Annotated in this window: 26 protein-coding genes and 1 riboswitch; of the genes, 11 read left to right on the top strand and 15 right to left on the bottom strand. The window is 38.4% G+C overall.

Features of this window, described 5'->3' with window-relative positions:
- Positions 1-81: 81 nt before the first annotated feature.
- The 9 genes from F580_RS0109715 to F580_RS0109755 all read right to left on the bottom strand — a co-directional run bounded on the left by F580_RS0109715 (position 82) and on the right by F580_RS0109755 (position 8,392).
- Positions 82-1,551: a hypothetical protein gene (locus F580_RS0109715; protein ID WP_019027530.1), complete on the bottom strand. Its 1,470-nt coding sequence runs from the start codon at positions 1,549-1,551 to the stop codon at positions 82-84.
- Between the two features lie 114 nt (positions 1,552-1,665).
- Positions 1,666-2,118, bottom strand: coding sequence for a hypothetical protein (locus F580_RS0109720; RefSeq protein WP_019027531.1), 453 nt, complete (start codon positions 2,116-2,118; stop codon positions 1,666-1,668).
- 263 nt (positions 2,119-2,381) lie between these two features.
- Positions 2,382-3,035 (bottom strand): hypothetical protein, encoded by a 654-nt coding sequence (locus tag F580_RS0109725; RefSeq protein ID WP_019027532.1) that lies wholly within the window; start codon positions 3,033-3,035, stop codon positions 2,382-2,384.
- Positions 3,036-3,066: 31 nt separating this feature from the next.
- Complete coding sequence (locus F580_RS0109730) at positions 3,067-5,067, bottom strand: DUF2779 domain-containing protein (protein WP_019027533.1); 2,001 nt, start codon at positions 5,065-5,067, stop codon at positions 3,067-3,069.
- 75 nt (positions 5,068-5,142) lie between these two features.
- Positions 5,143-6,306: a WYL domain-containing protein gene (locus F580_RS0109735; protein WP_019027534.1), complete on the bottom strand. Its 1,164-nt coding sequence runs from the start codon at positions 6,304-6,306 to the stop codon at positions 5,143-5,145.
- On the bottom strand, positions 6,299-6,619 hold the full coding sequence (locus F580_RS0109740; RefSeq protein WP_019027535.1) for a hypothetical protein: 321 nt from the start codon (positions 6,617-6,619) through the stop codon (positions 6,299-6,301). Before F580_RS0109740 ends, F580_RS0109735 begins: the two co-directional genes overlap by 8 nt.
- 83 nt (positions 6,620-6,702) lie before the next feature.
- Positions 6,703-7,020, bottom strand: a complete 318-nt coding sequence (locus tag F580_RS0109745) for a hypothetical protein (RefSeq protein ID WP_019027536.1) — start codon at positions 7,018-7,020, stop codon at positions 6,703-6,705.
- Between the two features lie 12 nt (positions 7,021-7,032).
- Positions 7,033-7,788: a nucleotide pyrophosphohydrolase gene (locus F580_RS25945; protein ID WP_019027537.1), complete on the bottom strand. Its 756-nt coding sequence runs from the start codon at positions 7,786-7,788 to the stop codon at positions 7,033-7,035.
- Positions 7,789-7,837: 49 nt separating this feature from the next.
- Complete coding sequence (locus tag F580_RS0109755) at positions 7,838-8,392, bottom strand: hypothetical protein (protein WP_019027538.1); 555 nt, start codon at positions 8,390-8,392, stop codon at positions 7,838-7,840.
- Between the two features lie 320 nt (positions 8,393-8,712).
- On the opposite strand from F580_RS0109755, the gene sbcB reads away from it, so the two are divergent.
- Together sbcB and F580_RS24285 are read left to right on the top strand one after the other, a co-directional pair.
- Positions 8,713-10,155 carry an exodeoxyribonuclease I gene (gene sbcB, locus F580_RS0109760; RefSeq protein WP_019027539.1) on the top strand — a complete coding sequence of 481 codons (1,443 nt, stop codon included), beginning with the start codon at positions 8,713-8,715 and terminating at the stop codon, positions 10,153-10,155.
- 91 nt (positions 10,156-10,246) lie between these two features.
- Positions 10,247-11,953, top strand: coding sequence for a methyl-accepting chemotaxis protein (locus F580_RS24285; RefSeq protein WP_019027540.1), 1,707 nt, complete (start codon positions 10,247-10,249; stop codon positions 11,951-11,953).
- Positions 11,954-12,225: 272 nt separating this feature from the next.
- Here F580_RS24285 and F580_RS0109770 read toward each other — a convergent pair whose 3' ends face one another.
- Both F580_RS0109770 and F580_RS0109775 read right to left on the bottom strand, forming a co-directional pair.
- Positions 12,226-12,426, bottom strand: a complete 201-nt coding sequence (locus F580_RS0109770; protein ID WP_019027541.1) for a hypothetical protein — start codon at positions 12,424-12,426, stop codon at positions 12,226-12,228.
- Between the two features lie 168 nt (positions 12,427-12,594).
- On the bottom strand, positions 12,595-13,464 hold the full coding sequence (locus tag F580_RS0109775; RefSeq protein ID WP_019027542.1) for an NAD(P)-dependent oxidoreductase: 870 nt from the start codon (positions 13,462-13,464) through the stop codon (positions 12,595-12,597).
- A gap of 267 nt (positions 13,465-13,731) precedes the next feature.
- On the opposite strand from F580_RS0109775, the gene F580_RS0109780 reads away from it, so the two are divergent.
- Positions 13,732-14,214 (top strand): glutathione peroxidase, encoded by a 483-nt coding sequence (locus F580_RS0109780; RefSeq protein WP_019027543.1) that lies wholly within the window; start codon positions 13,732-13,734, stop codon positions 14,212-14,214.
- Between the two features lie 3 nt (positions 14,215-14,217).
- Positions 14,218-14,649 (top strand): MarR family winged helix-turn-helix transcriptional regulator, encoded by a 432-nt coding sequence (locus F580_RS0109785; protein WP_019027544.1) that lies wholly within the window; start codon positions 14,218-14,220, stop codon positions 14,647-14,649.
- Positions 14,650-14,936: 287 nt separating this feature from the next.
- On the opposite strand, the gene lysC is transcribed toward F580_RS0109785, so the two are convergent.
- Positions 14,937-16,307, bottom strand: a complete 1,371-nt coding sequence (gene lysC / locus F580_RS0109790; protein WP_019027545.1) for a lysine-sensitive aspartokinase 3 — start codon at positions 16,305-16,307, stop codon at positions 14,937-14,939.
- 151 nt (positions 16,308-16,458) lie between these two features.
- A riboswitch (Lysine riboswitch) is annotated at positions 16,459-16,678 on the bottom strand.
- Between the two features lie 174 nt (positions 16,679-16,852).
- Here lysC and F580_RS0109795 point away from each other — a divergent pair.
- The gene (locus F580_RS0109795; RefSeq protein WP_019027546.1) at positions 16,853-17,617 is read left to right on the top strand and encodes an ElyC/SanA/YdcF family protein; all 765 of its coding nucleotides are present in this window, start codon (positions 16,853-16,855) and stop codon (positions 17,615-17,617) included.
- A gap of 88 nt (positions 17,618-17,705) precedes the next feature.
- On the opposite strand, the gene F580_RS0109800 is transcribed toward F580_RS0109795, so the two are convergent.
- Together F580_RS0109800 and F580_RS0109805 are read right to left on the bottom strand one after the other, a co-directional pair.
- Positions 17,706-18,464, bottom strand: coding sequence for a Nif3-like dinuclear metal center hexameric protein (locus F580_RS0109800; RefSeq protein ID WP_019027547.1), 759 nt, complete (start codon positions 18,462-18,464; stop codon positions 17,706-17,708).
- Positions 18,465-18,558: 94 nt separating this feature from the next.
- Positions 18,559-19,311: a class I SAM-dependent methyltransferase gene (locus F580_RS0109805; RefSeq protein ID WP_019027548.1), complete on the bottom strand. Its 753-nt coding sequence runs from the start codon at positions 19,309-19,311 to the stop codon at positions 18,559-18,561.
- A gap of 129 nt (positions 19,312-19,440) precedes the next feature.
- Between F580_RS0109805 and gloB the strand changes: the two genes are divergently transcribed.
- Together gloB and F580_RS0109815 are read left to right on the top strand one after the other, a co-directional pair.
- The gene (gene gloB / locus F580_RS0109810) at positions 19,441-20,238 is read left to right on the top strand and encodes a hydroxyacylglutathione hydrolase (RefSeq protein ID WP_019027549.1); all 798 of its coding nucleotides are present in this window, start codon (positions 19,441-19,443) and stop codon (positions 20,236-20,238) included.
- 105 nt (positions 20,239-20,343) lie between these two features.
- Positions 20,344-22,008: a lytic transglycosylase gene (locus F580_RS0109815; protein ID WP_019027550.1), complete on the top strand. Its 1,665-nt coding sequence runs from the start codon at positions 20,344-20,346 to the stop codon at positions 22,006-22,008.
- A 129-nt stretch (positions 22,009-22,137) separates the two neighbouring features.
- On the opposite strand, the gene F580_RS0109820 is transcribed toward F580_RS0109815, so the two are convergent.
- Complete coding sequence (locus tag F580_RS0109820; protein ID WP_019027551.1) at positions 22,138-22,611, bottom strand: hypothetical protein; 474 nt, start codon at positions 22,609-22,611, stop codon at positions 22,138-22,140.
- Between the two features lie 550 nt (positions 22,612-23,161).
- Between F580_RS0109820 and ccoN the strand changes: the two genes are divergently transcribed.
- From ccoN to ccoP, 4 genes are read left to right on the top strand one after another with little or no spacing between them, the layout of a single operon-like run.
- A complete protein-coding gene (gene ccoN, locus F580_RS0109825; RefSeq protein WP_019027552.1) occupies positions 23,162-24,586 on the top strand; it encodes a cytochrome-c oxidase, cbb3-type subunit I in 1,425 nt (474 codons plus the stop codon).
- A gap of 11 nt (positions 24,587-24,597) precedes the next feature.
- On the top strand, positions 24,598-25,242 hold the full coding sequence (gene ccoO / locus F580_RS0109830) for a cytochrome-c oxidase, cbb3-type subunit II (RefSeq protein ID WP_019027553.1): 645 nt from the start codon (positions 24,598-24,600) through the stop codon (positions 25,240-25,242).
- A gap of 18 nt (positions 25,243-25,260) precedes the next feature.
- The gene (locus tag F580_RS0109835) at positions 25,261-25,467 is read left to right on the top strand and encodes a cbb3-type cytochrome oxidase subunit 3 (protein ID WP_019027554.1); all 207 of its coding nucleotides are present in this window, start codon (positions 25,261-25,263) and stop codon (positions 25,465-25,467) included.
- Positions 25,460-26,431 carry a cytochrome-c oxidase, cbb3-type subunit III gene (gene ccoP / locus F580_RS0109840; protein ID WP_019027555.1) on the top strand — a complete coding sequence of 324 codons (972 nt, stop codon included), beginning with the start codon at positions 25,460-25,462 and terminating at the stop codon, positions 26,429-26,431. The genes F580_RS0109835 and ccoP overlap by 8 nt, the downstream gene beginning before the upstream one ends.
- The last annotated feature ends 47 nt before the right edge of the window (positions 26,432-26,478 follow it).

Raw genomic sequence — 26,478 nt, forward strand, 5'->3', positions numbered from 1 at the left:
GTTAGGAAACCCATCTACCCAAAATTAAAAATACCAGCATATAGCTGGTATTTGATTAAAGCCGTTTAAATGAATAAACGATTAAGGACACGCAGCCCAGTTAACGCCATCAACACTACATTCATAAACAGTTGTACCGTCATCTTGCTTCGTTTCTTTGCGCCATTCACCTTCATCATTTTTGTGAATCACTACATTGACTGTCGCTTTGCTTTTACGCCAGTAACTTACATCAAGAGCTACTTCATCATCAAATCGATAAGGCATTACCTCAAAAGCAGTAAATAATTCTTCAGGATCTAAGTCTGCAACTTTATCTTTAACATTTATCCAATTTGATATCGTTTGAAAATCTGCATTCATATCCCTAAAGTAAAACTCAGCACCATATTCATAGTCCGTTTCAGAATAACGAAGGCTGAAATTTCGCTCATAAGGGTTCTCTAAACTTGTGTTAATACATTCATTAAGCGTTGGAAAGTTCACTGTGGGTATAGTATTGCCAAGCTCATAATGAATACCGTCTTTTTCAAAACTAACACGCTCAATATTGCCGCAGCGATAGGTTTGATCTTCATTGATGTATACATCTTCTCGAATGCTTAACCATCCATTTAGTGATTGCTCACCCCATGCTTCACCCAACTCATGAAACTTAGCTAAAACAACATCAACTTTATTTAATGAGCCTGTATCTTTAAGTTTCACAAACTCAATAAAATCTTCTGTGCCCATATAGATAAGTTCATCACGATACCAAGCATCAGTGAAGTTGTACTCTTCATCTTTAACTTTGTCTTGATAGATGACAACTCGAATTTCAGCCGCGGTTGGATATTCACTTTCCAACACTTTCTTATGTTTGTAAGCCGCTTTTAATCCCGTAACAATAGATTGGGCTTTGTCATAAGCAGCACTGTCATTATTAGCAATAAAATCTGAATAGATTTGATCAGCCGACAAATTATAATGAGCAACGAGATTTAGCATTACGTCTTCTATTTCATGCTTAAGCTCAAGGCGTAAATCAGTATCAGCCTTAAGCTCATCACAAGTTAAGTTTCCCTTGCCACTACTTTGTAATTGACGCCTTAATTGACCCCATATCACTGAAGTTAAGGGAGATACATTACGAATATCATCATCTAACAAAGGCTCTATCGAAGGCGGGAAAGACATCTGGTATGCCTCTTTTACATCACCTGAATCTTCATCAATAGCGCCAACAGGCACATCAACGTACATCGTAGAGTATGGTACGCAAGACGCTTGTTCTTCAGTAAATTCAAAACTATAGTTGCCTGACTCAGTAGAAACCACGGATGGCTCAGTTTGCTGATCAAATTTACCATCACCATCTAAATCTAACCAGACAGTTGCACCCGAGACGTAACCATCAATAACTTTACCTGTAAGCGATATAGTGTTGGCTACTATAGGAGCAGGTGTTACCGGTTCTGGTTTTTCGGATGATGAACTTCCACCACCGCATCCCACAAGAATAGTGACCATAGCAGCGCAAATAATAAGTTTATTTTTAATTGAGAACATACAAATTTTCCTTTTTCGTATTTTTAATAATTAATTCCGTAAATCATGGGGGGGGTGCTGAATTTATAGGTTAGTCGTTAATTTCGCTTTCATAACAATTAGCCTTAAATAATTTCACCTATTGTTACCGCCTTTCTTTCCAAATGCGGGGGCTAATCGTTCAGAAATATCATCTTCAATGATTTGAAGAACATCCCTTGGTTGAGCAAACTCCATGATAGTAATTTTATAATCTCCATTAAACCAATGTTTTAAGTGCAAAGAATATGTCCCTTTATGACCATCACCAATATGCTGTTTTATTCGGCTTTTTACACCTGTGGTAGAAGAACCAACGTACATAACTTTTGATGGTGAATTTAATGCCGGACAAGCTCTTTCCTTAGTCGCCTTATATTTTGAAAGCAAATTAAAGGTTTCACTAATATCGCCTGATACTTGTTCAATAATATAAATGGCAGTTTTTATTTTATCTAACTGTGAAAGCTCATCCAAAACAAACTCTCTCATTGGTTTTGCAACTTTAGCTTCTTCACAGTTTGCTATTAGGTTATCAATATAACTCATAAATTTATCCTTGTTGATTTAAGAGGAATGAATATACCAAGCGAGTAGGACAAAGTTTGTCTATCATTAAATAACTCAATTTACTGAATTAAAACTATTTATAGAGGTGGAAAAAATTCGAGATAGCAAAGGTGTTTTACTTGGTTGGTATGACGCTTCTAGTGATAAGACGACCTGTGCAAGAACAGGTCGCTAGATTGGCATGGGTGATCAACTAGAAATACTTTTATACAAATGGGTCTTCATTTGGTAGTAAGAACACATCAATCAGGCAAGAAAAAAGATAAATCTTTGCCTCTTGGTTTCGTATTCCATTCAGGGGTGTAAGCAACAATTAAAAGATATTCCAATAATTGGCGATCTACTTCATCTTCTAGTTGTAAAAAACGCATTGAATCCCATTTACTCCACCACTCTTTATCCTTGTGTGGACTGGTTTTTGTATGCATTCTAGATTTAACATTCCTAGCAGTAAGTCCAACATACAAGGCTTCTTTCCCCTTATAATATACGTAGACGGATCCTTTGCCGCTATCACTTAAGCCCCCTCTCTGCTTGAAAGTATCCTTTGATATTGCGAAAGTTCTATTCTCATACCAATACTTTGCTGAATCAGAGGCAATCTTAAGTGAATTCCTAACAATATCCGTAGAAAAATAATTGGAATTTAAACCTTCTAATTCATCAACTTCACCCACATCTCCCAAAACAACTGTATTATCTATAATTCTGCCATAATTATAATAATATGTATTAGCTTGAGCAGGGCTCATGCCCAATGCTTGAGCATATATATTTAGAGATTCTTGTCTACTTAAATCAGGATGATTTTGTGCTAATTTACGGACTACATCAGCTTTAGATTTTTTTGATTCTGAATACTCTTTTATTATTTCATTAATTATTTGGTCAATCATATCTATTCCTTATATTAAATATTTAGGTTTCTTAAATCATTTCTTTCCAAGCTTCATATATTGCAACCATTGCCCACGTGTCTGTTTCGCAATAACACAACAACGCTTTTTTCAATTCTTCACGTTCATAGTCACTCATGTGAGTGAACTGTAATCTTGCGTAAGCAGTTAACGCCAAACCACCGTTATTTAATTCATCACCTTCTGATAACAAATCAACATCATGGTCTGAAATATCAGTAAACATTTTAGGTAAATGTTTATATGGGTCTTTTACTTTTCCTTGCTCATCAAATTCAATCCAAACTTTTTCTTTAAAGTTGAAACTGTTAATTGAATCAGTGCCATTTGCACAACCATCAACATCATCTTTACTTCCATAAATTGGCTTGCTGTATTTCTCTTGCAAATATTGAGAGCTATTTAAAATGGCAGGTAGTACATATTTAATAGAATTTGAGCCATTCGTTGCTGGGTCGTAATAGTATTTTTTAACAAGGTCAAGCATATCTACCATACAACGCTCGCCATGCCAGCTTTCTTTACTACTCTTTGTTGAACGTGTAATGGTTTTGATAAATTCACAAAGCTCGTTTTTGTCTAACTCATTTGAATTACTCAACTGCCTATAAATCATATTCAAGTATGAGTTCTCATGAGGTGAATACATGAATATAGTGCCCTGATCGTTTTCAAGCTGTGCCCTTAAAGCACGAACAAACTCAAAATTAGGGAACTCCCCTTTTGCCGTATTTAAAAATTCACCTGCATGTTCAACTCGGCCATCCTCATGAGCTATATGATGCGAAAATTGAAATGCTATGCCCTCGTATGGACTCATACCTTTGTAAAATGGTATAGCTACCGCACTGGTTTCAAAATCAATAAAGTGCAATGGATAAATCCAGCTAGCCATCACGTTACGCATACTGTCGGTATCAAAATAGATACTGGTATCTTTGTTCTGTTCTTTCTCAACTTGTAGCCACTGACGTTCTTTGGGAGCTAAAGCGGTATTTTTATTTTCTACTTCACCAATATGTTCAGGTTCGACATCAACAAGCTTGATTATCCCTTGTTCAATCAGTTTATCTGCACATCTAAAGTTCCAAATATCTAGCACGGTCTTATCGTTGAAATCAGCATCAGACCAATGAAGTTGTTCTTTCCAACAAGACTTAAAGCCACTTAGCTTACCCTTTTGCTCATCACCCGTAGAGCATTGAAACTCACAGGTTTTACATTTTTTACCGATAACGGGAGCTGTTTTATGGTCGTCTTGATAATACTTGGCAAGCGCTGTGATATTGTCTTTAAAAGAATAGGCTGGCATTCCCGTTTGTAATTCTGTGCGGTAAACAAGTTCAACAACCTTATCGACATTAATTTTAGTGAGTAATTTATTGGTTAAATCTTCAGCATTAAGGCTTGATGATACTGTGACACCTTTTCGGTTATGCTCATCTTTTGCCAACACAAATTTTTGATTAAGGCCATCAGTGGCACAGGTTGCTGACTTATCTACCAACATTAGGTAACTGCTAACAGTAGATTGTGGAAAAGCACTTTTTAACACATGCTTTTGAAAAGCTACATCAAAGATATACGGTCGCCATTTAGATGAGACATTTCCTTTTGTATTGAGAAAATCTTTATCTTTTTGGCTTGAGTATGACTTTGCTTTCACTTCAATTAACTCAAAGAGATTGCCTTTTTTAACTAATACATCAACACGAATAAACAAGTTATTAAAACGAATAGCGGGTTCAAATATTACCACTTCATCGAGTGCTAGAAGCTCTAATGTTTGTTTTTCCGCTTCATCATAATCAAGCGTAGTAACATCAAAACCCTTGGGGTAATACTGCTTCGCTAATTCACCCACTTGATGACCGCCATCAGCAAGGGCTGCCAAGAATGGGTCATCAAGCATGGTATTGGGGTATTCTTTTTTACCTGTATAAAAAAGCTTGGTTGGGCATTCGGTTGCCATTTTGAAACGAGATTTTGTTAAGTAACGAGGTTTAGTCATTTGTACATCCATTTGTAGTTAACAGTTCAAGCATCATTATAATGATGAGGACAGACGCAGATTGTCCCTGTTGGATTAATTAGAAGCTTTGTCTATTTCCTTAATTTTTACTACGTTACCTGTTTGTTCATGAGGGCTTTTGTTAATTATAGGGATACTGTCATACTTGTCCGAATACAGTTTTGACAAGTTATCTGCTCGTCGTTTCATTTCATCTTTAAGAAAGTCGGGCTTCAGCACTTCCATTGAATCAGCAAAGCCACTAAGGAAATTAGCGATAGCAAAAGGGTCTGCTTGCCCTTCTTTATCTTTGGAGAAATGACTTGGAATTTTCACCTTTGCTTTTATAATCCATGTTCCATTAATTGATTCTTTTGATGTGAATTCTTTACCAAATACTACACTTTCAAAGTATTTTTTAACGCCAACATTAACTAACGCTTCGAAAACATGTTCTTTTTCATAGTCATTAAAGTTTACGGTCTTGAATTTATGTTTTTTTTCTTCACTAACATTTAATAATCGGGAAACTTCAAATGACTTAACTTTCGCTGTTTCATGGATATAACAAAGAAGCACAACTTTATGGTTAGCATATTGAACACGTTGTGGTGATAAATGAACACGTTGTATCTCAGGTTCATGTAATGAATCGTAGTCAACTTGTATAACAAACTCATTTTTGAGAGCTTCATACGCTAATTTCCAATCACTCGGATTTCTTTCAGTAATATCATAAGACGGCCAAATCTCTATGCCGGAAGGAATAAATTGCATCTTTCCAGCAATGCCACCGTCTATATCATGTTCAGTAACAGCTTCATGTAAATCACTTTTTAAATTACTCATGATTTCAGGTGGAAAGAAGTCTCTAAACTTTTCATCTATGAAACTAAAAACAATTGCTCTAGCTAAAAGTCGTTCGTTTGATATACCTTCACCCGTTATAGCTTCATTTCTACTTTCATTTGAAAGCCAGTAATAAAAATGCTCTATTCCTGCTTTCGACTTCATTTCAACTAATTTGTTTTCTTCTGAATTTTCAGCTTTACCTAACGATTTTATCAAGTGCCGAATTTCTCGCCTAATGAATTTATTAAACTCAGGCAACGCTATGTGCTCAGTTTTCAAACCAAAATCTGGATGTTTAATAATATGAGACAATGCAACTTTATTAGATGCTCCAACTTTAATGATTTTTTTTATCGCATCATGATAACAATAATATTTCCTAGCCATTTTCATTTCCCTTTATAAACAAAGTACTGATAACTCGATTTTCATTAGTCTTTTTACTTAGCAATTTATGTACTCTTGAATAAGTAACAATGGATAAAACAATTCCTATACAACTACCCAATGCTGAACACAGGTAAGTCAGCAAAAATTCATCACTCATCACAAACACTTTGATATAAAGCATATTAGACAAAGAAATGAACCATGCTAAAGAAAATGCCCCAATACAGTTCTTATCTCTAACCAATTGGGAGTTAATACCAAGCATGTAAACCGTTAATAACGCACCAAAAAATACCGTAATATATTCCATCTCTACCTCAACAATAATGATTTATATGTTCATTGTAAACACCAACAAAGACATTAGTTGTCTCACCAAGTATCACGGGTGATTTAATGAGGTTCAGCACCTGTTAGAAGAAAGGATTGAAATTCCAATATCTCTTTTATTGACAAGGCGAGCTCTTTTTTTAGCGCATCATCTGCTTTATCAAATGACGATATTGTCCCTTCTAAAAGCCCATCAGTAAGCTCTTGGGTGAGGAACAGTTCACGCTCAGATAATTGATAGGATGACTCAGACAATTTATTAATCACTGCTTTTATTTCAGCAAAGAGAGTTTTGTCTTGCCACATATCAGGAGTAACCCAAAGTCTTAACATGTTAATGACATTTTCAATCCCTATATAATTAGTCATAGCACTTTTCATATAAACGTCCCCCTAGTTCAATTTACTGTTGTTTTTATGGCGGGTAGTATCACGCTTGGTCTTTTTATCCATGTTTTTAGCAAAGGCTTCATCTAAGTTAATGCCAAGTTGATTAGCCAAACAAATAACAATAAACAATACATCCGATAATTCGTCAGCAATGGCGGTTTTTATACACTCTGGTTTTTCCCCTTTCTTAAAACTTTGTTCCCCATATTCACGACCAATTAACCGAGCTACCTCACCCACTTCTTCAATTAAGTTAGATAAATTAGTCAACTCACTAAAGTAACGAACACCTATCCCATTAATCCATGTATCAACTTCTTGTTGTATCAGTGCTAAACAATCTTGCTTCCTATTTGAAATAGCTAACGACTCTTTCTCTTCAGAATGCAAAATATCTTCCAGTGTTAATTCTGCATGTTGTTTTAAGTAAATTTGATCTTCCTTCTCGGCTAGCAATTGTTTAAAACAATGCACTAGGAATTCAAAGCATTGATTTGGCGAACCTTGACACCTAAAAGTTTCAACGAGAACATCATCTTGATTTACCACTGATGCTTGATAATGGCACTTTTGAGTGTTCATTGACGATAGTGCTACAGGCTCAATTGTACAGTTGACAATTACTAGTGTGTACTTGCCAGATACACTATTAAGCACACCAGTGGTAGCCAGCAACACATTAGCTTCTTGTTGATATTCAGGCGTTATGCGATGTAACATGTAATCTTCAGGTAATTTGCTATTAATAACTGTGTTCATATATACCTTATTCAATGTTTAAATTAATTTAAAATCATTATACGTAAGACTAAGACACTACTTGCCTTAGTCTTCTAATACCTCTATATCTTTCTAGTTCAATTATCTCTGCGAATATTAATGGTAAGTTATTTTCTAATTCATACAGTTTTACTAAACCTCCCCAATAAAGATTATCGTATTCTATATCTACTTCTTTATTACGTGAGAACCTCTCATACATAACTTTATATAAATGAAACTCATATTCACAATAAGAGCTAAGGACTTTATATTCAGTCGGTAGCTTATATTTAAGTACAATGATGTCTTTATTAGAGTCAATCCTATTTACAGTTTTATCTTTTTCCCCACCTAGTTCAAATCTCAATTGACTTAGCTTTCTTGGTAAATAATTTTTAATTTCATAGTATTCAATTGCTGCCATCCATGTAAGGTATTCAAATTCGCCCCAGTTGCCCCCAGTAAATAGATTGAGATGCTGAACAATGACTTTGTATAAATGTTTCTCATAATCTTCGGCATTGTTAATTTTTTTATCTTCAGCCCTAACATTAAAATATTGAAGCATTTCTGTTCTGGCTACATCATGTGAAATTTTCATACTGTTCACCTTTCTTTAATAAACTAATTTTAAAAATAAAACGAAGTAAACGCTCCTGCTTACTCTGTCATCTCCATAATCCGATATGCCATAGGTGGGTAATCCATTTATAAGCTGACTGATAAAAATAATTATAAGGATCGGCAAGACATTAACTGTCTGCGTGTTGTTCGCACGGTGATGATTTAAGGAAGAATAGTGAAGGAATGGTTTAAACTTAAATGTGCTAACAGGAAGCTAACACTGATTTATGTAACTCGATTTGTTAGTATTAATTATTGAAGATAAAAATAGAAAACCAAAAATAAAGTGGGAAAAACTTGAATTCAAACACACAAACAATTTACTGGCACGATTATGAAACTTGGGGTATATCCCCAAAATTCGATAAGCCATCTCAATTTGCAGGTATACGAACCGATCTCGAGTTAAATATTATTGGCGAGCCGGAAATGTTTTATTGCCAGCCGCCTATTGATTATTTACCTCATCCAGAAGCTTGTTTAGTAACCGGTATCACGCCACAAAAGGCGCAGAGAGAAGGATTAACTGAAGCCGATTTTGCCGCGCGCGTACATGCGTTATTTTCGGTACCAAATACCTGTGTTGCTGGCTATAACAGTATTCGCTTTGATGACGAAGTAAGCCGCTATTTGTTTTATCGTAACTTTTACGACCCTTATGCACGTGAATGGCAAAATGGTAATAGCCGCTGGGATATTATTGATATGGTACGTGCCACTTATGCCCTTCGGCCTGAAGGCATAAATTGGCCAACCGTTGATCGCGATGGCGAAGAGGTGGTTAGTTTTCGATTAGAATTATTAACCGCTGCCAATGGTATCAAGCATGAAGCCGCACACGATGCCATGAGTGATGTTTATGCCACCATAGCGATGGCTAAGTTAATCAAAGAAAAGCAGCCAAAACTCTATGATTTTATTTTCAATTTAAAGAATAAGAATCAAGTTAAAGAGTTGATCAATACTGCTGATATGACGCCCATTGTCCATACCACCAGCAAGGTATCATCCGCACATGGCTGTACTAGTTGGTTTGCACCGATAATTTATCATCCAGTCAATAAAAACGCGGTTATCTGTGTCGATTTAGCGCGTGATATCACGCCGTTATTAACATTAACGAGCGAAGAGATTAAAGCACGTTTATATACCCGTCATGACGACTTAGCACCTGATGAGTTGCCAATACCGGTCAAGCTTATACATGTCAATAAATGTCCGATGATCGCGCCTGCTAAAACCCTATTACCTGAAAACGCTGAACGTTTAGCCATTCCACGTGATTTTTGTCTTGAAAACTTAGCCTTACTGAAAAAGCATGCCGAGCTTAGAGATAAACTCAGTGATGTTTTTGCCAGCTCCGATTTTGATAATGAAAACGTTGATGCTGAACAAGCGTTATATGGTGGTAACTTCTTCAGTCATAGCGACAAAGCGCAGATGGAAATTTTACGCGGCTTATCGCCAGAGCAATTAGCTAATCATCCCTTTCAATTTCAAGATGAGCGTTTAAGCGTTTTGTTATTTCGCTATCGTGCCAGGAATTACCCATACACCTTATCAACCGAAGAACAGCAGAAGTGGCAGCAATACAGTCAAAATAAATTACAATATGGTGGTAAGGGAATATTGTCTTTAGATGAGTTTATGATGAAGATTGAAAACTTAGCGCACGAGCATGAAAAAGATAAAGCTAAAATGTCGGTACTCAAAGCCTTGTATGAATATGTTCAAGGTTAATATCAACAAAGTTAACTGTGTCTAAAAGCAGGAAAGAATAACCTAGACGACCTATACTTGAAATTAGTCTAACTACATTTTGAGGTGGGTCATGGCTATTGCGTATAAGAACAAGCTTAGCACTCGTTTATTTACACCCTTGGTGATAATTTTTATAATTATCTTTGCCTTGCTCGCTTTTTATGTGCCAAACATCACCAAAAACAATGCCATTATATCAGCCATCGACTCAGCTGAAGCCACCGTAAAACAGTATAAAACTATTCGCGGTTATTACACCAAAAATATAATCAAAAAAATTCTTCCTATTGAAAATATTAGACCCCACTACCAACATAAAGGTAAGGCTGGTGTTATCCCTTTACCTGCTACCTTTATCCATGATTTAAGTGAAGAATTTACTAAAAAAGGCATAATGACGTTAAAGCTGTACAGTCCATTTCCTTTTCCTAACCGACAATCACGTCAACTAGATGACTTCGCTAAAAAAGCTTGGCAAGCCTTAAATGCTAACCCTAACAAAAGCTTCTCGGTCACCGAAACGATAAACAATATCCAGGTAGTGCGTGTTGCTCTAGCAGACACTATGAGTCAGCAAGGCTGTGTTGATTGCCATAATTCTCACCCCGATACCCCTAAAAATGATTGGCTACTTAATGATGTTCGTGGCGTACTGGAAGTTCAAGTGCCGATAGAAAAAGATCTTGCCAATGCGAACCGGCTTAATTTTATTATCGCCAGCATTTTTTGCGTGGCATTAATTGCCACCGTCGCTTTGCTCTTTTTCATGTTTAGGCAGCTCATCTCTAACCGTTTACGTGATGTTTATAGCGCACTCGATGATATTGCCACAGGGGATGGTGATTTAAGTCAGCGCTTAGAAGAAACACCTGTAGATGAAATAGGTCTTATTGCTTCGGCATTTAATCGTTTTATTTACAAGTTAGAGCAGACCATCACAGGTATTAATAAGCAAATTCATCAGTTAAGTGAAAATACCCAAGCAATGCAAAGCATTACTCATAATACCCAGCAAGGGTCATTAAACCAGCAAACCCTCGCCGATCAAGTTGCCAGTGCCATGAATGATATGAAAGCTTCTACCCAAGAGATGGCTGAAATAGCGACCAGCACTGCGGAAAATTCACAACAAGCTCAACAACAGTCAGAGCAAAGCCAGACCATCATTAAGCAGAGTATGCACTCTGTTGAAGAGCTATCATCTATGATGCAGCAAGCTTCTCAGGTTGTTGGCCAACTTGAGTCAGACAGCCAAAATATTGGTGGTGTACTTGATGTTATTCGAGGCATTGCTGACCAAACCAACCTGTTAGCGCTTAATGCTGCCATTGAAGCTGCCCGAGCGGGTGAACAAGGTCGAGGATTCGCGGTAGTAGCTGATGAAGTGCGGACACTAGCGAGTAGAACTCAACAATCAACAGAAGAAATTAATAAAATGATCATGCAACTGCAAACAGGTGCAAAATCAGCAGTTGAGACGATAAAACAAGGCGATGGCAGTATTATTGAAAGCAATGCTAAAGCGAAAGAAACCAATGATATTATTAACGAAATGAGTGAAATCATTAATAATATCCAAGCACAAAATTTACAGTTAGCGGCCGCGGCAGAGCAACAAGCAGCGGTAAGCAATGAGATCAATCATAACATTGAGACCATAAAAGGCGTTTCTGCAACGGCAAGTGAAAGCAGCCAAGAACTACTTGCCATGGCTGAAGAGATTAATCACGGTGTCGCAGCCATTAGTAAACAGTTAGAGCAGTTTAGTAAAACATAATCGTGAATTCCGGAGCAAAATTACGGCTATATTTTACGCTTTAGTCTGGGAAGCTTGTTGCCCAACTCAGTCCTACGGAGGCAACACAACTAAAATTCATCTTTACTATGGTTACATGTATGTCATCAGCTTCTTGAGTATTCATAAAAATACATTTCAGGATAAAATAAACAAAAAAACTTTTTCATCAATGATGAAGAAGTTTTTGTAATCAAACATAATTTCAGTGTCTAGATATACACTTATATTTGAAGTTATATCTATTTACATCATTATTCGGTTTTAGCTGAAGTCTTTGATGGTTTACATGTTTTGCGGCGAATACTTGAACCTGTTCTTACCTTTTCCTTAGTACAAATTTTTTCTTCTTTAACTGTACTGGCTACATTACTTCCCTCTGATGCTGACTGTGTCGAACAGGCCGACAATAACATTAGACAAGTAGATACCATTACCATAGGTAATAACTTCATAGCTCACTCCTTGATTGGTTATACACAATGAAGCTGTTCTTCACTGAGATTAAAATTAACCACACAAACTTAACATCAAGTTAACACCATGTAAACAATGAACATTTAAGAACAGATTTAATTGCCATAAACTTTAGATTATCGAAGGAGTATTACCTTGAATATATTTTAGCTCTGCTTTTTCAACCGCGAAATCAAACTAGAAGTATCCCAACGACTGCCACCATTTTCTTGGATCTCTTGATAATAACCATCAAGCTGTTTAGTTATCGTTAAATCAGCACCTAACTTTTCCGCTTCTGCAAAAGCAATAGCAAGATCTTTTCTAACCCAATCAACGGCAAAACCAAAATCAAACTCTTGAGCACACATGGTTTTACCACGGTTGTCCATTTGCCAAGAGCCTGCGGCGCCCTTACCTATGGTATCTAATAATTTATCGGTATCTAGCCCTGCTTTTTGTGCGAAGTTTAATCCTTCAGCCAAACCTTGTACGGTATTAACAAAACAAATTTGATTAACCATTTTAGCCAATTGCCCTGAGCCCACTTTACCCATGAGTTGACTAAAGCGAGCGAAGGCAGCCATCACCGGTTCAGTTTTTTCAAAAACGGCTTCATCACCGCCCACCATAACCGTCAGCACACCATTTTCCGCGCCTGCTTGACCACCTGAAACGGGTGCATCTAAGAAGTATTGTCCGTTTTTATCGGCAATGGCCCCTAGCTCGATAGCAAGTTCCGACGATGCTGTGGTGTGGTCAACAAAAATACTGCCTTTAGCAAGTCCGGCAAAAATACCATTATCACCTAACGCTATTTGACGGACATCATCATCATTACCCACACAAGCAAAAACAATGTCACAGCCCGATGCAGCAAGGGCTGGTGTGGTAGCAACATCACCGTTAAATTCTTTTTGCCAAGCTAAGGCCTTTTCGTTATTGCGGTTATACACACAAACTTGATGACCGGCTGTTTTCAAGTGCCCTGCCATCGGATATCCCATAACGCCTAGACCAATAAATGCAACTTTCATATTTTACCCTTTAACTTATATTCAATACGCTTAGTTTACTTGAGTTTTTTATTTTGCTCTAGCAACTTTGTAATGTATCAATTTTGGATTATGATACAAACTAGGTTGCACACAACTTAAATTAGCACTACAATGTAAATTAGATTGCGCACAACCAAACTTTAAGCTATTTACCTTTAAGTAACTAAACGTCCGTAATTTTAAAGCCTAGACTAAAAAGCCTTGCCACTTAATTTGGTGACCATTTAACCCCGAGGAATAATTTACATGACTAATATTTATCAATTTACCGTTTTAAACAATAAGCAAGAAAGCGTTGAGCTAACTCAGTTTTCAGATAAGGTATTACTTGTGGTTAATACTGCCAGTAAGTGTGGTTTTACCCCTCAATATCAAGGTCTGCAAACCTTACATGATACTTTCCAAGCAAAAGGCTTTGAAGTATTAGCTTTTCCATGTAACCAGTTCAAGCAGCAAGAAAGTGGCAGTAATGAAGAGATACAGCAATTCTGCGATCTACAATTCAATATAAAATTTCCTTTGTTCAATAAAATTGATGTCAACGGCGATAATGCTGAGCCATTGTTTTCCTTTTTAAAACAACAAGCGCCTGGAATACTTGGCTCTAAATCGATCAAGTGGAACTTCACCAAGTTTTTAATTAATCGCCAAGGTGAAGTAATCAAACGCTACGCGCCAACAACGAAACCAGAAGCTATAACGGCTGATATAGAAAAATTATTAGTCTAGCTGATGAGTGATAATTTACTACTTGATAAGCAATTGTGCTTTCGCCTTTATAGCTTGAATAAACTCATGTGCCGCCTTTATGCGCCAGTATTAAAGGAGTTAGCCTTAACTTACCCGCAGTATTTAGTCATGATGGTGTTATGGCAATATAAAGCCGGAATATCGGTGAAAAACTTAGGTATCAAGCTTGATTTAGACTCAGGCACATTATCACCGTTACTAAAGCGTATGGAGACGCAACAGTTACTCAAACGTGAGCGCCAAAAGAAAGATGAACGGGTGGTGATCATTAAGTTAACTCAAAAGGGAATTGATTTAAGGCAAGCTGCTGAGCATATCCCTGCGAAAATGTTTGCGGTAACTGGCTTTTCACCAGAAAAATTACAAAGTTTGAATGTTGAGCTTGACCGACTTATAGAAAATATTAGTGATTAGCGGCATGATTTTGATCGAAAGATAAAAAAAATCAGCTAAACAGGATGGCTTCCTGACAATAGGCTCAGGAGAATGTGCATCCTGCATTCTCTAATCAGGTACGTCCTGTACCGTCTGTATTGTCTATAAGTTGCATTCATGCCTCGTCCAACTAGAAATTTCGGGAGTGGCTAGTCGCTCTGGCCAGCGAAAGTGGTTTATGAGTTTTGTTGGACATAAGTGATATATTCACCTCAGAGAGCATCTGTTCTCTGAGGTGAATGCAAAATTAATCAGAAATCTAAAAGTTATGAAAAAAGGCTATTATGTAACTTTTCAACAACAAGATTTGCATCACTTTCATTAACTAAAAAACATATGTTATTGGCACTAGCGCCATGACAAATCAAGCGGATATTAACATCATTAATGGTTTCAAATATGCTCTGACCTATGCCCTTCGTACAGGTTAAGCCATTACCAATAACAGCGACTAACGATAAGCCATGTTCAACACTGACATCACATAATTGTTCTAGTTCAGCGACCACCGTATTAGTAATTAATGACTGAGTGGAGCCGCTTGGGTTATCAAACGTTAACGCGACACTTATTTCACTGGTGGTGATCAAATCGACACTCAGTTCATGTTTAGCCAGGATTGAAAATACTTTCGCTAAAAAGCCGCTGGCATGAAGCATCGCTGGGCTTTTTACCGTCACTAACGTTTGCTCACGTCTTAAAGCGATTGAGCGATACGTTGGATTTGAAGCAACTTTTTGTTTGATTTGTGTACCGCCCATCTCAGGCTCTTTACTTGAGCCAACAAACACGGGAATATTACAACGCATTGCCGGAATAAGCGTTGCTGGATGTAATATTTTGGCGCCAAACGTTGCCATCTCAGCCGCTTCACCAAAACTAATTTCTTTAATGGCGCGAGCTTGCTCAGTAATTCTTGGATCGGTAGTAAAAATGCCGACGACATCGGTCCAAATAGATAAATTATCGCCATGTACCGCTTCAGCAAGCAACGCTGCTGAATAATCTGAACCGCCTCGTCCAAGCGTTGTCGTGTTACCTAGGCTATCTTGACCAATAAACCCTTGAGTGACAATCACCTTATCTTTTAACTTAGGCACTAACAGGTGCTCGCATTGCTTACTTAGCTGTTTAATATCGACCACGGCTTTACCGTGTAAACTATTCGTTTTCATTACTTGTTTAACGTTAAAGTATTCACCAGCAACATCAATGGACTGCAAAACTTCAGCAAAAATACGTGAACTTAATTGCTCACCAAAGGCAAGAATTGCATCCGTGGTTTTAGTACTATATTGCAGTGATTGTGTTAACGCATGCTGAAGAAGTTCATCAAGTAAGCTATTTATTTCTTTATTTAGTTCTACTTCAACATCTATTGATAAATGCTGAGTGATATTGAGCTGAATGGCGCGAATGTTATCAACAATAAGCTTTTGCTCTGTAACGAGAACATTTTTATGACTTAATCGTACTAAATAATTAGTGACGCCTGCACTCGCAGAAACAACAATTAAGCGGTTGCTAGCATTGCTTTTAATAATATTTGCACACCGTAACATGGCTTGAAAGTCGGCAACACTGGTGCCACCAAATTTAGCTACGGTTAATGAGGCTGTAGATTGTACTGATTTCACAAATTTCTCCCATAAAAACACTAGCGAGTTACTGAGTTATTGTTCACTAGGTAACTGCGCTATTGGAAGAGCATGACTGAGTAGTTAGCGAATGGAGTATTTTACCCTTAAGAGCAAAGCGCAAGTGAAGAGCAAAAAAAACGAAACTTTTTCAGCCAGAAGCTCTCCACCTTTTTTTGAATGCTAAAGGTGCTTATTAAAGTAAGCACCTTTTCACAAATACGTCAGGTGACAGCTATAAGGATTCAACCTTAATAACCGAGTATTTAAGCCCACTCTTAAATACTCTCGGCGATAACTCCCCTCAAAAACGGTTATAGGAATGTGGTTCCTCTCGTTTTATACCTCAGTTTCGCGCCTCTTCTGGTACATTTGATTTAGAGTATTCGCCCTAAACCATAATGCGGAATTATTAGACCCGATCTCAGCCGGTAATGCAATAGCATTTATGGCCGTCAATAGACATTTTATTTCGAGCAAGCACTTTATAGAAATACTTGGTATAGTGGATAACTCGTAATATTATCGGTAACTTAAGAAAAGCTATGGATTTATTCCTCCTTAAGAAAATTATCACAGTATTGATCATGCCTATTAATATAGTGCTGTTATTGCTTATTTTTGCCCTCATTGTGCATAGTAAAAAACCAAAGCAGAGTTTTAAATGCTTAGTTACCGCTATCGTCATTCTTTTTATTAGTGCCTTCCCGCCTTTTTCTGATACCGTGATGACAGCCATTGAAAATGATTATCCACCCTATGTTCAAACCGATGAAGCTGTTGATTATATTGTGGTGTTAGGTTGCGATCATAATACTAATGACGCATTGCCCGTCACCAGTCAATTAGCAACCTGCTCTTTACAACGCATGATTGAAGCACTTCGTATATACCAGCTACACCCTGAAGCAAGAATAATTACCTCAGGTTATGGCGGCCATAATCCAATATCAAATGCTGAAACGGTCAAACAATCGTTGATACTTTTGGGTGTGCCTGCGCAAAAAATCATTACCGAGAATTTCCCTCAGGATACCGAAGAGGAAGCTGAGCTTATTGCGCCAAGGGTACAAGGTACCCATATGGTACTGGTGACTAATGCCGATCATATGCGTAGGGCTATAAATTATTTCCAAGCCCAAGGAATTTACCCTATTGCCGCGCCAACTGGCTATTGGGTAAAAGATCTAGCCGGTAATAAAAGCTGGGCATACTATCTGCCCGATAGTAAGAAATTACAACAAAGCACTATTGCCTGGTATGAAAGTTTAGGACTGATAGTGCAATGGTTTAAGTCGTTAGTTAGTTAGTGTTTTACGTCGGTGATATTTAAGAGTAACTCGGTAGTTTCTTTATGTAGTTACTTTGGATAGTTACTTTGGATAGTTACCAGGGTAACTACACCGGGTTATCAATATCAACAAATACTACCTCAAGTCCATGCTCTTTCGCTAAATGCTCACCTAAAGCCTTTATACCGTAACGCTCAGTAGCGTGATGGCCTGCGGCAAAGAAGTGAATATCCATTTCATGGGCAATATGCGTGGTCTGCTCGGAAACCTCTCCTGTTAAAAACGCATCAATACCTTGCTCTGCAGCAAGCTCGATATACCCTTGACCGCCACCAGTGCACCATGCAATGGTTTTTATCGGTTTATTACTTGGCGCGGCAATATGCAAACATTGCCTTTCAAGCGTACTATCAATTAATTTCGCTAACTCGTCAGCGCTCCAAGGCGTAGCAAAGCAGCCTTGCATAGCAACACTTAATGGATTACCCACTTCTAGCGGCTCGACATTTTCAATGTTAAATAACTTAGCAAGTTGGGCGTTATTACCAAGCTTTGGATGGATATCTAAAGGCAGGTGATAAGCAAATAAGTTAATGTCATTAACCAATAGCGCTTTAATACGGTCGTGTTTCATGCCTCGAATCGCATAGGATTCATTTTTCCAAAAGTAGCCATGGTGCACCAATATGGCATCGGCCTTTTCACTGATTGCACGGTCAATCAATGCTTTAGACGCAGTGACCCCTGTGATCACTTTATTAATTTGTTCACTGCCTTGAACTTGTAGGCCATTTACGGTGAAGTCTTTGATTTTTTCTGGTTTTAAAAGCCCAGTTAAATAGTGTTCTAGATCAGCTCTGTGCATAGGGGATTAGCTCAAGAATAAGTTTTAATTATCATACGTTATTAACTGATTTTTTGACACTACTGTCATTGCTGATAGCCGTTATTGCCAAGCGCTATTTACTGGCTTTAGGTTGATGTGAGCGTAGGCTAGTAACCTTTACGGATTGAAACTCTGGTCTTAAGTGCCATTTAGGCTTAATAGGCGTTAGCGGCAAGACACGCTTTTTCGCTACAATGACGTAAATAGATCCCAATGCCGGTAAGTAGTTTTTAGCAAAGTTATGCCATGGGCTCTGCAAGCTTTCAGCCGTTATTTTACCGGTTAAACCGGTGTGTAAACAACGCTGATCGGCCAGGATCTCAAAACCCATTAAATGTAGCCAATCTTTAACACGCATTGGTGAAAAAAAATGTTCACTCCAAGGGTGGTTACTACGCCGGTAAGGTAATAATCGGTTTAAACCCGCCAGGCTTAACGGGTTAAACCCGGTGATTACAAGGTAGCCATTGGGGATCAATACTCTATTTGCTTCGCGCACAACATGATGAGGGTCAAGTGAAAATTCTAAGGCATGACTTAATAAGCAAACATCAACACTGTGCTCCTGCATCGGTAAATCATCAATATCACCAACGACATCCGTTAAAGAATTTTTGCCACTGACATTAATTTGATGTTTGATTGTGCAACCCGTTATTTCTATTTCACAGCTTAACGCGCCTAGCTTAATAAGATGATAACCAAAGAATTTTTGCCACCAAGGAGCTAGTTCCTCTTCGATGGCCTTTTTAATCACATCACCATTAGGTAAAGCCTGCCAGGAATTTGGATAATGTGGTTGTCGAAAAGCTAACGCAGGTTTCATAGAGTCTTCTTTTAGGCGTATAATGGGGGAGATGGTTATAGTCTAACGATTCGACTTATAACTCATTCACCACCCGTAAATTAACGATATCAAAACTAAGTATATAACGAACTAAAGGTAAAATCTTATATGTCTAACTCTCATCCGCAAGTGACCGCTATAAAGGCTTTTAACGATAATTATATTTGGGCGCTGACGAATCCAAGCAACAAGAACACAGCGCTCGTTGACCCTGGCGATGCTGCTGTGTGTATCGAATATTTACAAGCCAATGAGTTGACTTTATCGGCTATTTTAATTACTCATCATCATCCAGATCATGTTGGCGGCATCAATAAGCTACTTGAGTATGCTAAAGCTAACGATTGGCCAGTGACGGTATATGGCCCCGCGTCTGAAGGAATTGCTCAGCTCGATGTGACACTGGTTGAGAATGATACTGTCAACTTAACCACACTCAATTGCCAATTCAGTGTGGTCGATCTTCCAGGGCACACCAATGGTCATATTGCCTATTATAATGCAGTGATGCTTTTCTGTGGTGACACCCTATTTTCCGGAGGCTGTGGGCGCTTATTTGAAGGTTCTCCTGAGCAGATGCATCAGTCCCTAACAAAGTTAGCTAACTTACCGGCACAAACATTAGTGTATTGCGCCCATGAATATACTCAAGCCAATTTAGCCTTTGCCCTAGCGGTTGAACCTGAGAACTGCGACCTGAATAATTATTCAGAGCTGGTAAAGGTAAAGCGCAAAAAAAACCAAGCCACCATTCCAAGCAACATTGCCCTTGAGCTAAAAATAAATCCTTTTCTTCGCTGTCACGAGCCAAGCATTAAGCAAGCAGCGCAAGCTTATACCAATAAAAACCAACAGACTGATAGTGATGTTTTTACCGTGATTAGAGCGTGGAAAGATAACTTCTAGTGGCTAAGTTAACCAAGGGGTTATCGCGGGTTTTATTTTAAAGTAATGGTTTAATATGCTAATCTCCCCAATCATTTTTATTCCCGCTAAGCTTACTGGTTGTTCATGAAGTATTTATTATTACCTGTTATTGTTCTTTTAGCCGGCTGTCAAAGCCTCCCAAGCAGTGATGGTGATGCCATTACCGATAGCCACATTGCTAAGCCTAATGCTGACATTGCCGAGCCAACTGAAATCAATCAAGCTTTGTTAGCCGATGAAAGTATCGATGTTATCCACCCGGTTGCTGATGTTGACTTTTCATTAAATAATACTTTAAAAGATCCGAAACTCGTTGAAAAAAATGGTATTTGGCCGCGTATTCGTAGCCAAATAACCTTTGATATCCCCGAGCAAAAGCGTCTGATTTCACAGCGAAATTGGTATGTAAAACATCCAAATTACCTAAAGCGTGTTGCCAAACGTGCTGAGCCATTTCTTTTTTATATTGTTGAAGAATTAGAAAAAAATGACATGCCTATTGAACTAGCCCTTTTACCGGTAGTAGAAAGTGCCTTTGACCCTTTTGCCTATTCACACGGTCGCGCTTCTGGTATGTGGCAATTTGTTCCGGCTACCGGCGAACGTTTTGGCATGAAGCAAAACTGGTGGTATGACGGCAGACGAGATATTGTCGCCTCCACTGAAGGTGCGATTAAATACCTTAAGTACTTACATCGATTTTTCGATGGCGACTGGATGTTAGCGCTAGCGGCTTATAACTCAGGTGAAGGCCGAGTTAGACGAGCGGTTCGAAAAAATAAACGCTTAGGTAAACCTACCGATTTTTGGTCCCTTGACCTACCCAAAGAAACCCGTGCTTATGTACCAAAACTACTTGCCTTGGCTGATATTATAAAACGTCCTGAACATTTCGGTTTAACGCTTTATCCTATCGAAAATAAAAGTGTTTTGAGTCAGGTTGATATTAAATCTCAGCTTGACCTAGCAAAAGCGGCGACATTAGCGGGTTTATCTTTAGCTGAATTACAGCGTTTAAATCCCGGTTTTAATCGTTGGGCCACCGATCCTGACGGTCCTCATCGTTTATTATTACCCTCTCATAGCGTAGAAAAATTTGAGCTAGGACTGAACAAGTTAAGTAAAAAGGATCGTCTTGCTTGGCAACGTTATAAAATTAAAGATGGCGACAATTTGGGTGTTATCGCCAATAAATTTAATACCCGTGTTGACTTAATACAGCAAGCGAACAATATTCAAGGCAATCAAATTCGTGCCGGCAAACATTTACTCATTCCTGTTGCCGCCAAATCGCTCGACAGTTATGTTTTTTCACAAGAGCAACGTATTGCTAAAAAACAAAACAGAAAACAAAATGGTCATAAGCTAATTCATACCGTCAAATCAGGCGATAATTTATGGGATCTAGGCCGTAAATATAAAGTTACGGGCAAGAGTATTGCTAAATGGAATGGCTTTGCCCCGAGAGACTCCTTAAAAGTTGGTCAAAAATTAGTGGTTTGGCAAAAGGATGCCAATAGAGCTAAAAAATCACGTTATGCCAATACTGTCATGGGTAACAATATAGAAAATGCCATAATACGTAATATTACTTATAAAGTTCGCAGTGGTGACTCTTTTGCCCGTATTGCTGATAAGTTTAATGTTCGCATAAGTGATATTGAGCGGTGGAACAATCTCGATAGGAAGAAATACTTACAACCAGGTCAACGATTAAAGCTTTCTGTTGATGTAACTAATAACATCTAGCCGTAAGTTTCAACTTTATTTAGAACTGATTAATTTATATAAAAAAGCGAGCTGACTAGCATTAAGCTAACCGGCTCGCTTTTTTACTTATATTGCTGTGAAATGTCAGCAATATAAGTAAACCGTGATTTATAAGCGCTGACTGGTAAAGTCGACAAAAAAGCTTTGGCTTTTGCCATCAATATTTGCGGTTACCCATAAACGCCAATCCATCAACTCCTCATGACAGCTTGCTAATAAGCTTTGAGCGGAATAAACATCCGAGCCCTCTTTTTTATTGAAAAATACCGGCACCTTGCCCATAAACATGTCTTTGCCTTCCAAGTGAGCCGATATCTTGGTTATCTTATTTTTACCGCCTTGGTGAGGCAAGGTAGACAACTGAATAACGAAAGGTAGCTCTGTTTTAATTTTATCTGATAACTGAACTTGAGAAAACTTCACGCTAAAATTAGCGAGTACCGTGTTAATTTCACATTGGCTTTGACTGCCAATACATTGCGGAACTAGCTTTACGGCCTCAGCTGCAGAGCTCTGCTCGTTTGCAGGGGTACAGGCGCTGATACTGAAGAGTAACGCTAGCCATGAAAGATGTTTTAACACTGTTCTACCTAGTTTCTTATATGAAGTCGTTATTATCTATCAAGGTCAATAAACTAGCTACCATTAGTTATCTACACTATAGCCCACCTAACCTTAGCGATTGTACGAGAGTGAATGACACCCCCTTAACGATCAATAGTACTTGTGGCCTTTTTATTTTTAAAAAATACGTCTATAAATAAGATTACTGCTTTGCATGGAAATGTTTGTTAATTGATAAAAAGTAATTCGCATGGAATATTTGCTAACTCATTGAGTTACTTTTGTCTTTTTATTGAACAATTAATATCCATAAGCGTTAAAGGGCAATTATCTTTTGTTGATCCACATCAAATTTAAACGCGCATAGTTGTTGATTTATAACCTCCCCAAAGGGTAAAATTGCGAGGATTTTGACATATCTGCTTACAGCGATGTGACATATCTCATGGCTCAATGAGCAAATACATAGAATTAGTATAAATTGTGTCCTATATCTAAGGCTTTTCACGTTTAGGTATTACAGCAAGAAATACTTTCTGATTAATAATAACACTGCGGAATTTTTAACATGACCACAAGTAATACGTCAGCAGTAGACTACAACTTCGATGTTGTACGTCAGTTTACTGTAATGACTGTAATCTGGGGAATCGTTGGTACACTAGTAGGTGTACTTATCGCGGGACAATTAATTTGGCCTGCGTTAAACTTTGATACACCTTGGTTAACCTACTCCCGTCTTCGTCCACTTCATACTAATGCTGTAATTTTTGCTTTTGGTACAAGTGCTTTATTTGCTACATCTTATTACGTTGTGCAACGTACCTGTCAAACCCGACTATTTGGCGGTAAATTAGCTGCCTTCACCTTTTGGGGTTGGCAAGCAGTTATCGTAGCCGCGGTGATTACTTTACCTTTAGGTTATACCTCATCAAAAGAGTATGCAGAGCTAGAATGGCCTATTGACATTCTCATTGCCGTGGTATGGATTTCCTACGCCATTGTTTTCTTTGGTACCCTAATTAAACGTAAAACTTCACATATTTACGTTGCTAACTGGTTCTTTGGTGGTTTTATTATTACCGTTATGGTGTTACACATTGGTAACTCAATGGTAATCCCTATTTCGGCGATGAAGTCATACTCAATTTACTCTGGTGCTATCGATGCCATGATGCAGTGGTGGTATGGTCATAACGCCGTTGGTTTCTTATTAACTGCTGGTTTCTTAGGTATGATGTATTACTTCGTACCTAAACAAGCGGAACGTCCAGTTTACTCTTACCGTTTATCTATTGTTCATTTCTGGGCATTAGTTTCTCTTTATATCTGGGCTGGCCCTCATCACTTACATTACACAGCACTGCCTGATTGGGCACAGTCTGTTGGTATGGTAATGTCTATCGTATTATTCCTGCCTTCATGGGGTGGTATGATCAATGGTATTATGACTTTATCAGGTGCCTGGCATAAACTTCGCACTGATCCTATTTTACGCTTCTTAATTGTTTCATTATCTTTCTATGGTATGTCTACCTTCGAAGGCCCAATGATGGCAATTAAATCGGTAAATGCTTTATCTCATTACACTGACTGGACTATTGGTCACGTACACTCAGGCGCGCTAGGTTGGGTTGCGATGATTTCAATTGGTGCTATGTACCATTTAATCCCCGTATTATTCAATCAGGGTCGTATGTTCAGTATTCGTCTGATTAACGTACATTTCTGGTTACACACTTCAGGCGTAGTACTGTATATCGTCGCGATGTGGATTTCAGGTGTCATGCAAGGGTTAATGTGGAGAGCTGTAAACAGTGACGGTACGTTAACGTACAGTTTTGTTGAAAGTTTAACTGCATCTTACCCCTTCTATTTTATGCGTTTCGTCGGCGGTATATTAGTGGTTTCTGGCTTCTTATTAATGGCCTACAACATGTTTAAAACTATTTATGCTAAAGACGGAAGTCTTAAGCCTATTGAAGCAGAATAAGGAGAATAGACATGAAAAATTCACATGAAATAGTCGAAAAAAATGTTGGCCTGTTCTTTCTCTTTACAGTCTTTGCAATCAGCATCGGTGGTTTAGTAGAGATTACGCCGCTGTTTTTCCAAAAGGAATTGTCAACACCGGTTGATAATTTAAAACCTTATACTGCCCTGCAAATGGAAGGTCGTGATATTTATATCCGTGAAGGTTGTAATAACTGTCATAGCCAAATGATCCGCCCTTTTAGAGCGGAAACAGAACGTTATGGTCACTATAGTGTTGCTGGTGAGCACGTTTGGGAACATCCATTTTTATGGGGTTCAAAACGTACTGGCCCTGATTTAGCCCGTGTTGGCGGACGTTACAGTGATGATTGGCACATTGCCCATTTAACGGATCCTCGTTCAGTGGTACCTGAGTCAAACATGCCCGCTTATAATTGGTTAAACACCAATACTCTTGATGGTGAGTTAACGGGTAAAAAGCTTGATACATTTAACTTTTTAACCCGTAACCGTACTCATAAAGACGAAAATGGCAAGGCAATTCCGCTTTATACTCAAGCAGAAATTGATGGCGCTAAAGATGCGGTTAAAGGTAAAACTGAAATGAGTGCCTTGATTGCTTACTTGCAATCACTTGGCCATGCGTTGAAGTAGCCACACTTTGGAGTAATCATGGATTACGGAACACTTAGAGGGCTTGTTGCCCTCCTTATATTGGCGTTGTTTATTATCATTGTTGTATGGTCATATTCAAAAAAGCGTAAAGACTCATTTGATGATGTCGCAAACTCTATTTTTGACGATGATGAAGTAAATACTGTAAATAAAAAGCGCCCTACTGATAAAGATAACAAACAGGAGACGAATAATAATGTCTAGCTTCTGGAACATATGGATTTGGGTTCTTTCCCTGGGCACACTGATAGGTTGTTTTTTACTACTGCGTTGGTGCTCAAAGAACTTTGCAGGCGTTAAAGAAGGCGAATCAATGGGTCATTCGTTTGACGGCATTGAAGAGTTAAACAACCCCTTACCTAAATGGTGGAGTACGTTTTTCTTACTCACTATCGTTTGGGCATTTGGTTATATCGCACTTTATGGTTTAGGTAGTTGGACTGGTCTTTTAGGCTGGAAAAGCTCAAACCAAGGCATATTAAATCTCGCCGAATCAAGGGCTAAAACATTAGAGTATTTAAACAAAGACTCTGGCGTATTGGTACAATATGACCGAGAAGTTGCTGCTGCCGATGCTAAATATGGTCCGATTTTCGATGCTTACGCTGCGCGTAGCATTGAAGATTTAGCCACTGATGGCGAAGCGCTTAAAGTTGGTCAACGTTTGTTTATTCAAAATTGTTCTCAATGTCATGGCTCTGATGCGCACGGTACTACCGGCTTCCCTAACCTAGCTGATAAAGACTGGTTATATGGCGGCAGTCCTGAAACCATTAAAGAGACTATTATGAATGGTCGTAAAGCATCTGGCATGATGGCTTGGGAAGGCGCATTAGGCGGCGAACAAGGTGTTAAAGAAGTTGCTGCTTACGTTATCAGCCTAAGTGGTCGCTCTGTTGACCCTGATTTAGCGAAAGCAGGTAAAGGTAAATTTGCCTTATGTGCTGGTTGTCATGGCTCTGAAGGTCAAGGCAGCTTAGCCTTAGGTTTACCAATGGGCGCACCAAACTTAACCGATAACATCTGGTTGTATGGTGGTTCAAAACGTGCAATTGAAGAGTCAATTCGTTACGGTCGTGCTGGTGTTATGCCGCCATGGAAAGACATACTTGGTGAAGAGAAAGTTCACTTGATCAGTGCTTATGTTTATAGTCTTTCTCAAGATTAACTTATAGTACTGGGCTGTTTCTACCACGAGTACTGCGCGGTTGAAAC

It is taken from the genome of Colwellia piezophila ATCC BAA-637, assembly GCF_000378625.1.
Taxonomy (GTDB): Bacteria; Pseudomonadota; Gammaproteobacteria; order Enterobacterales; family Alteromonadaceae; genus Colwellia; species Colwellia piezophila.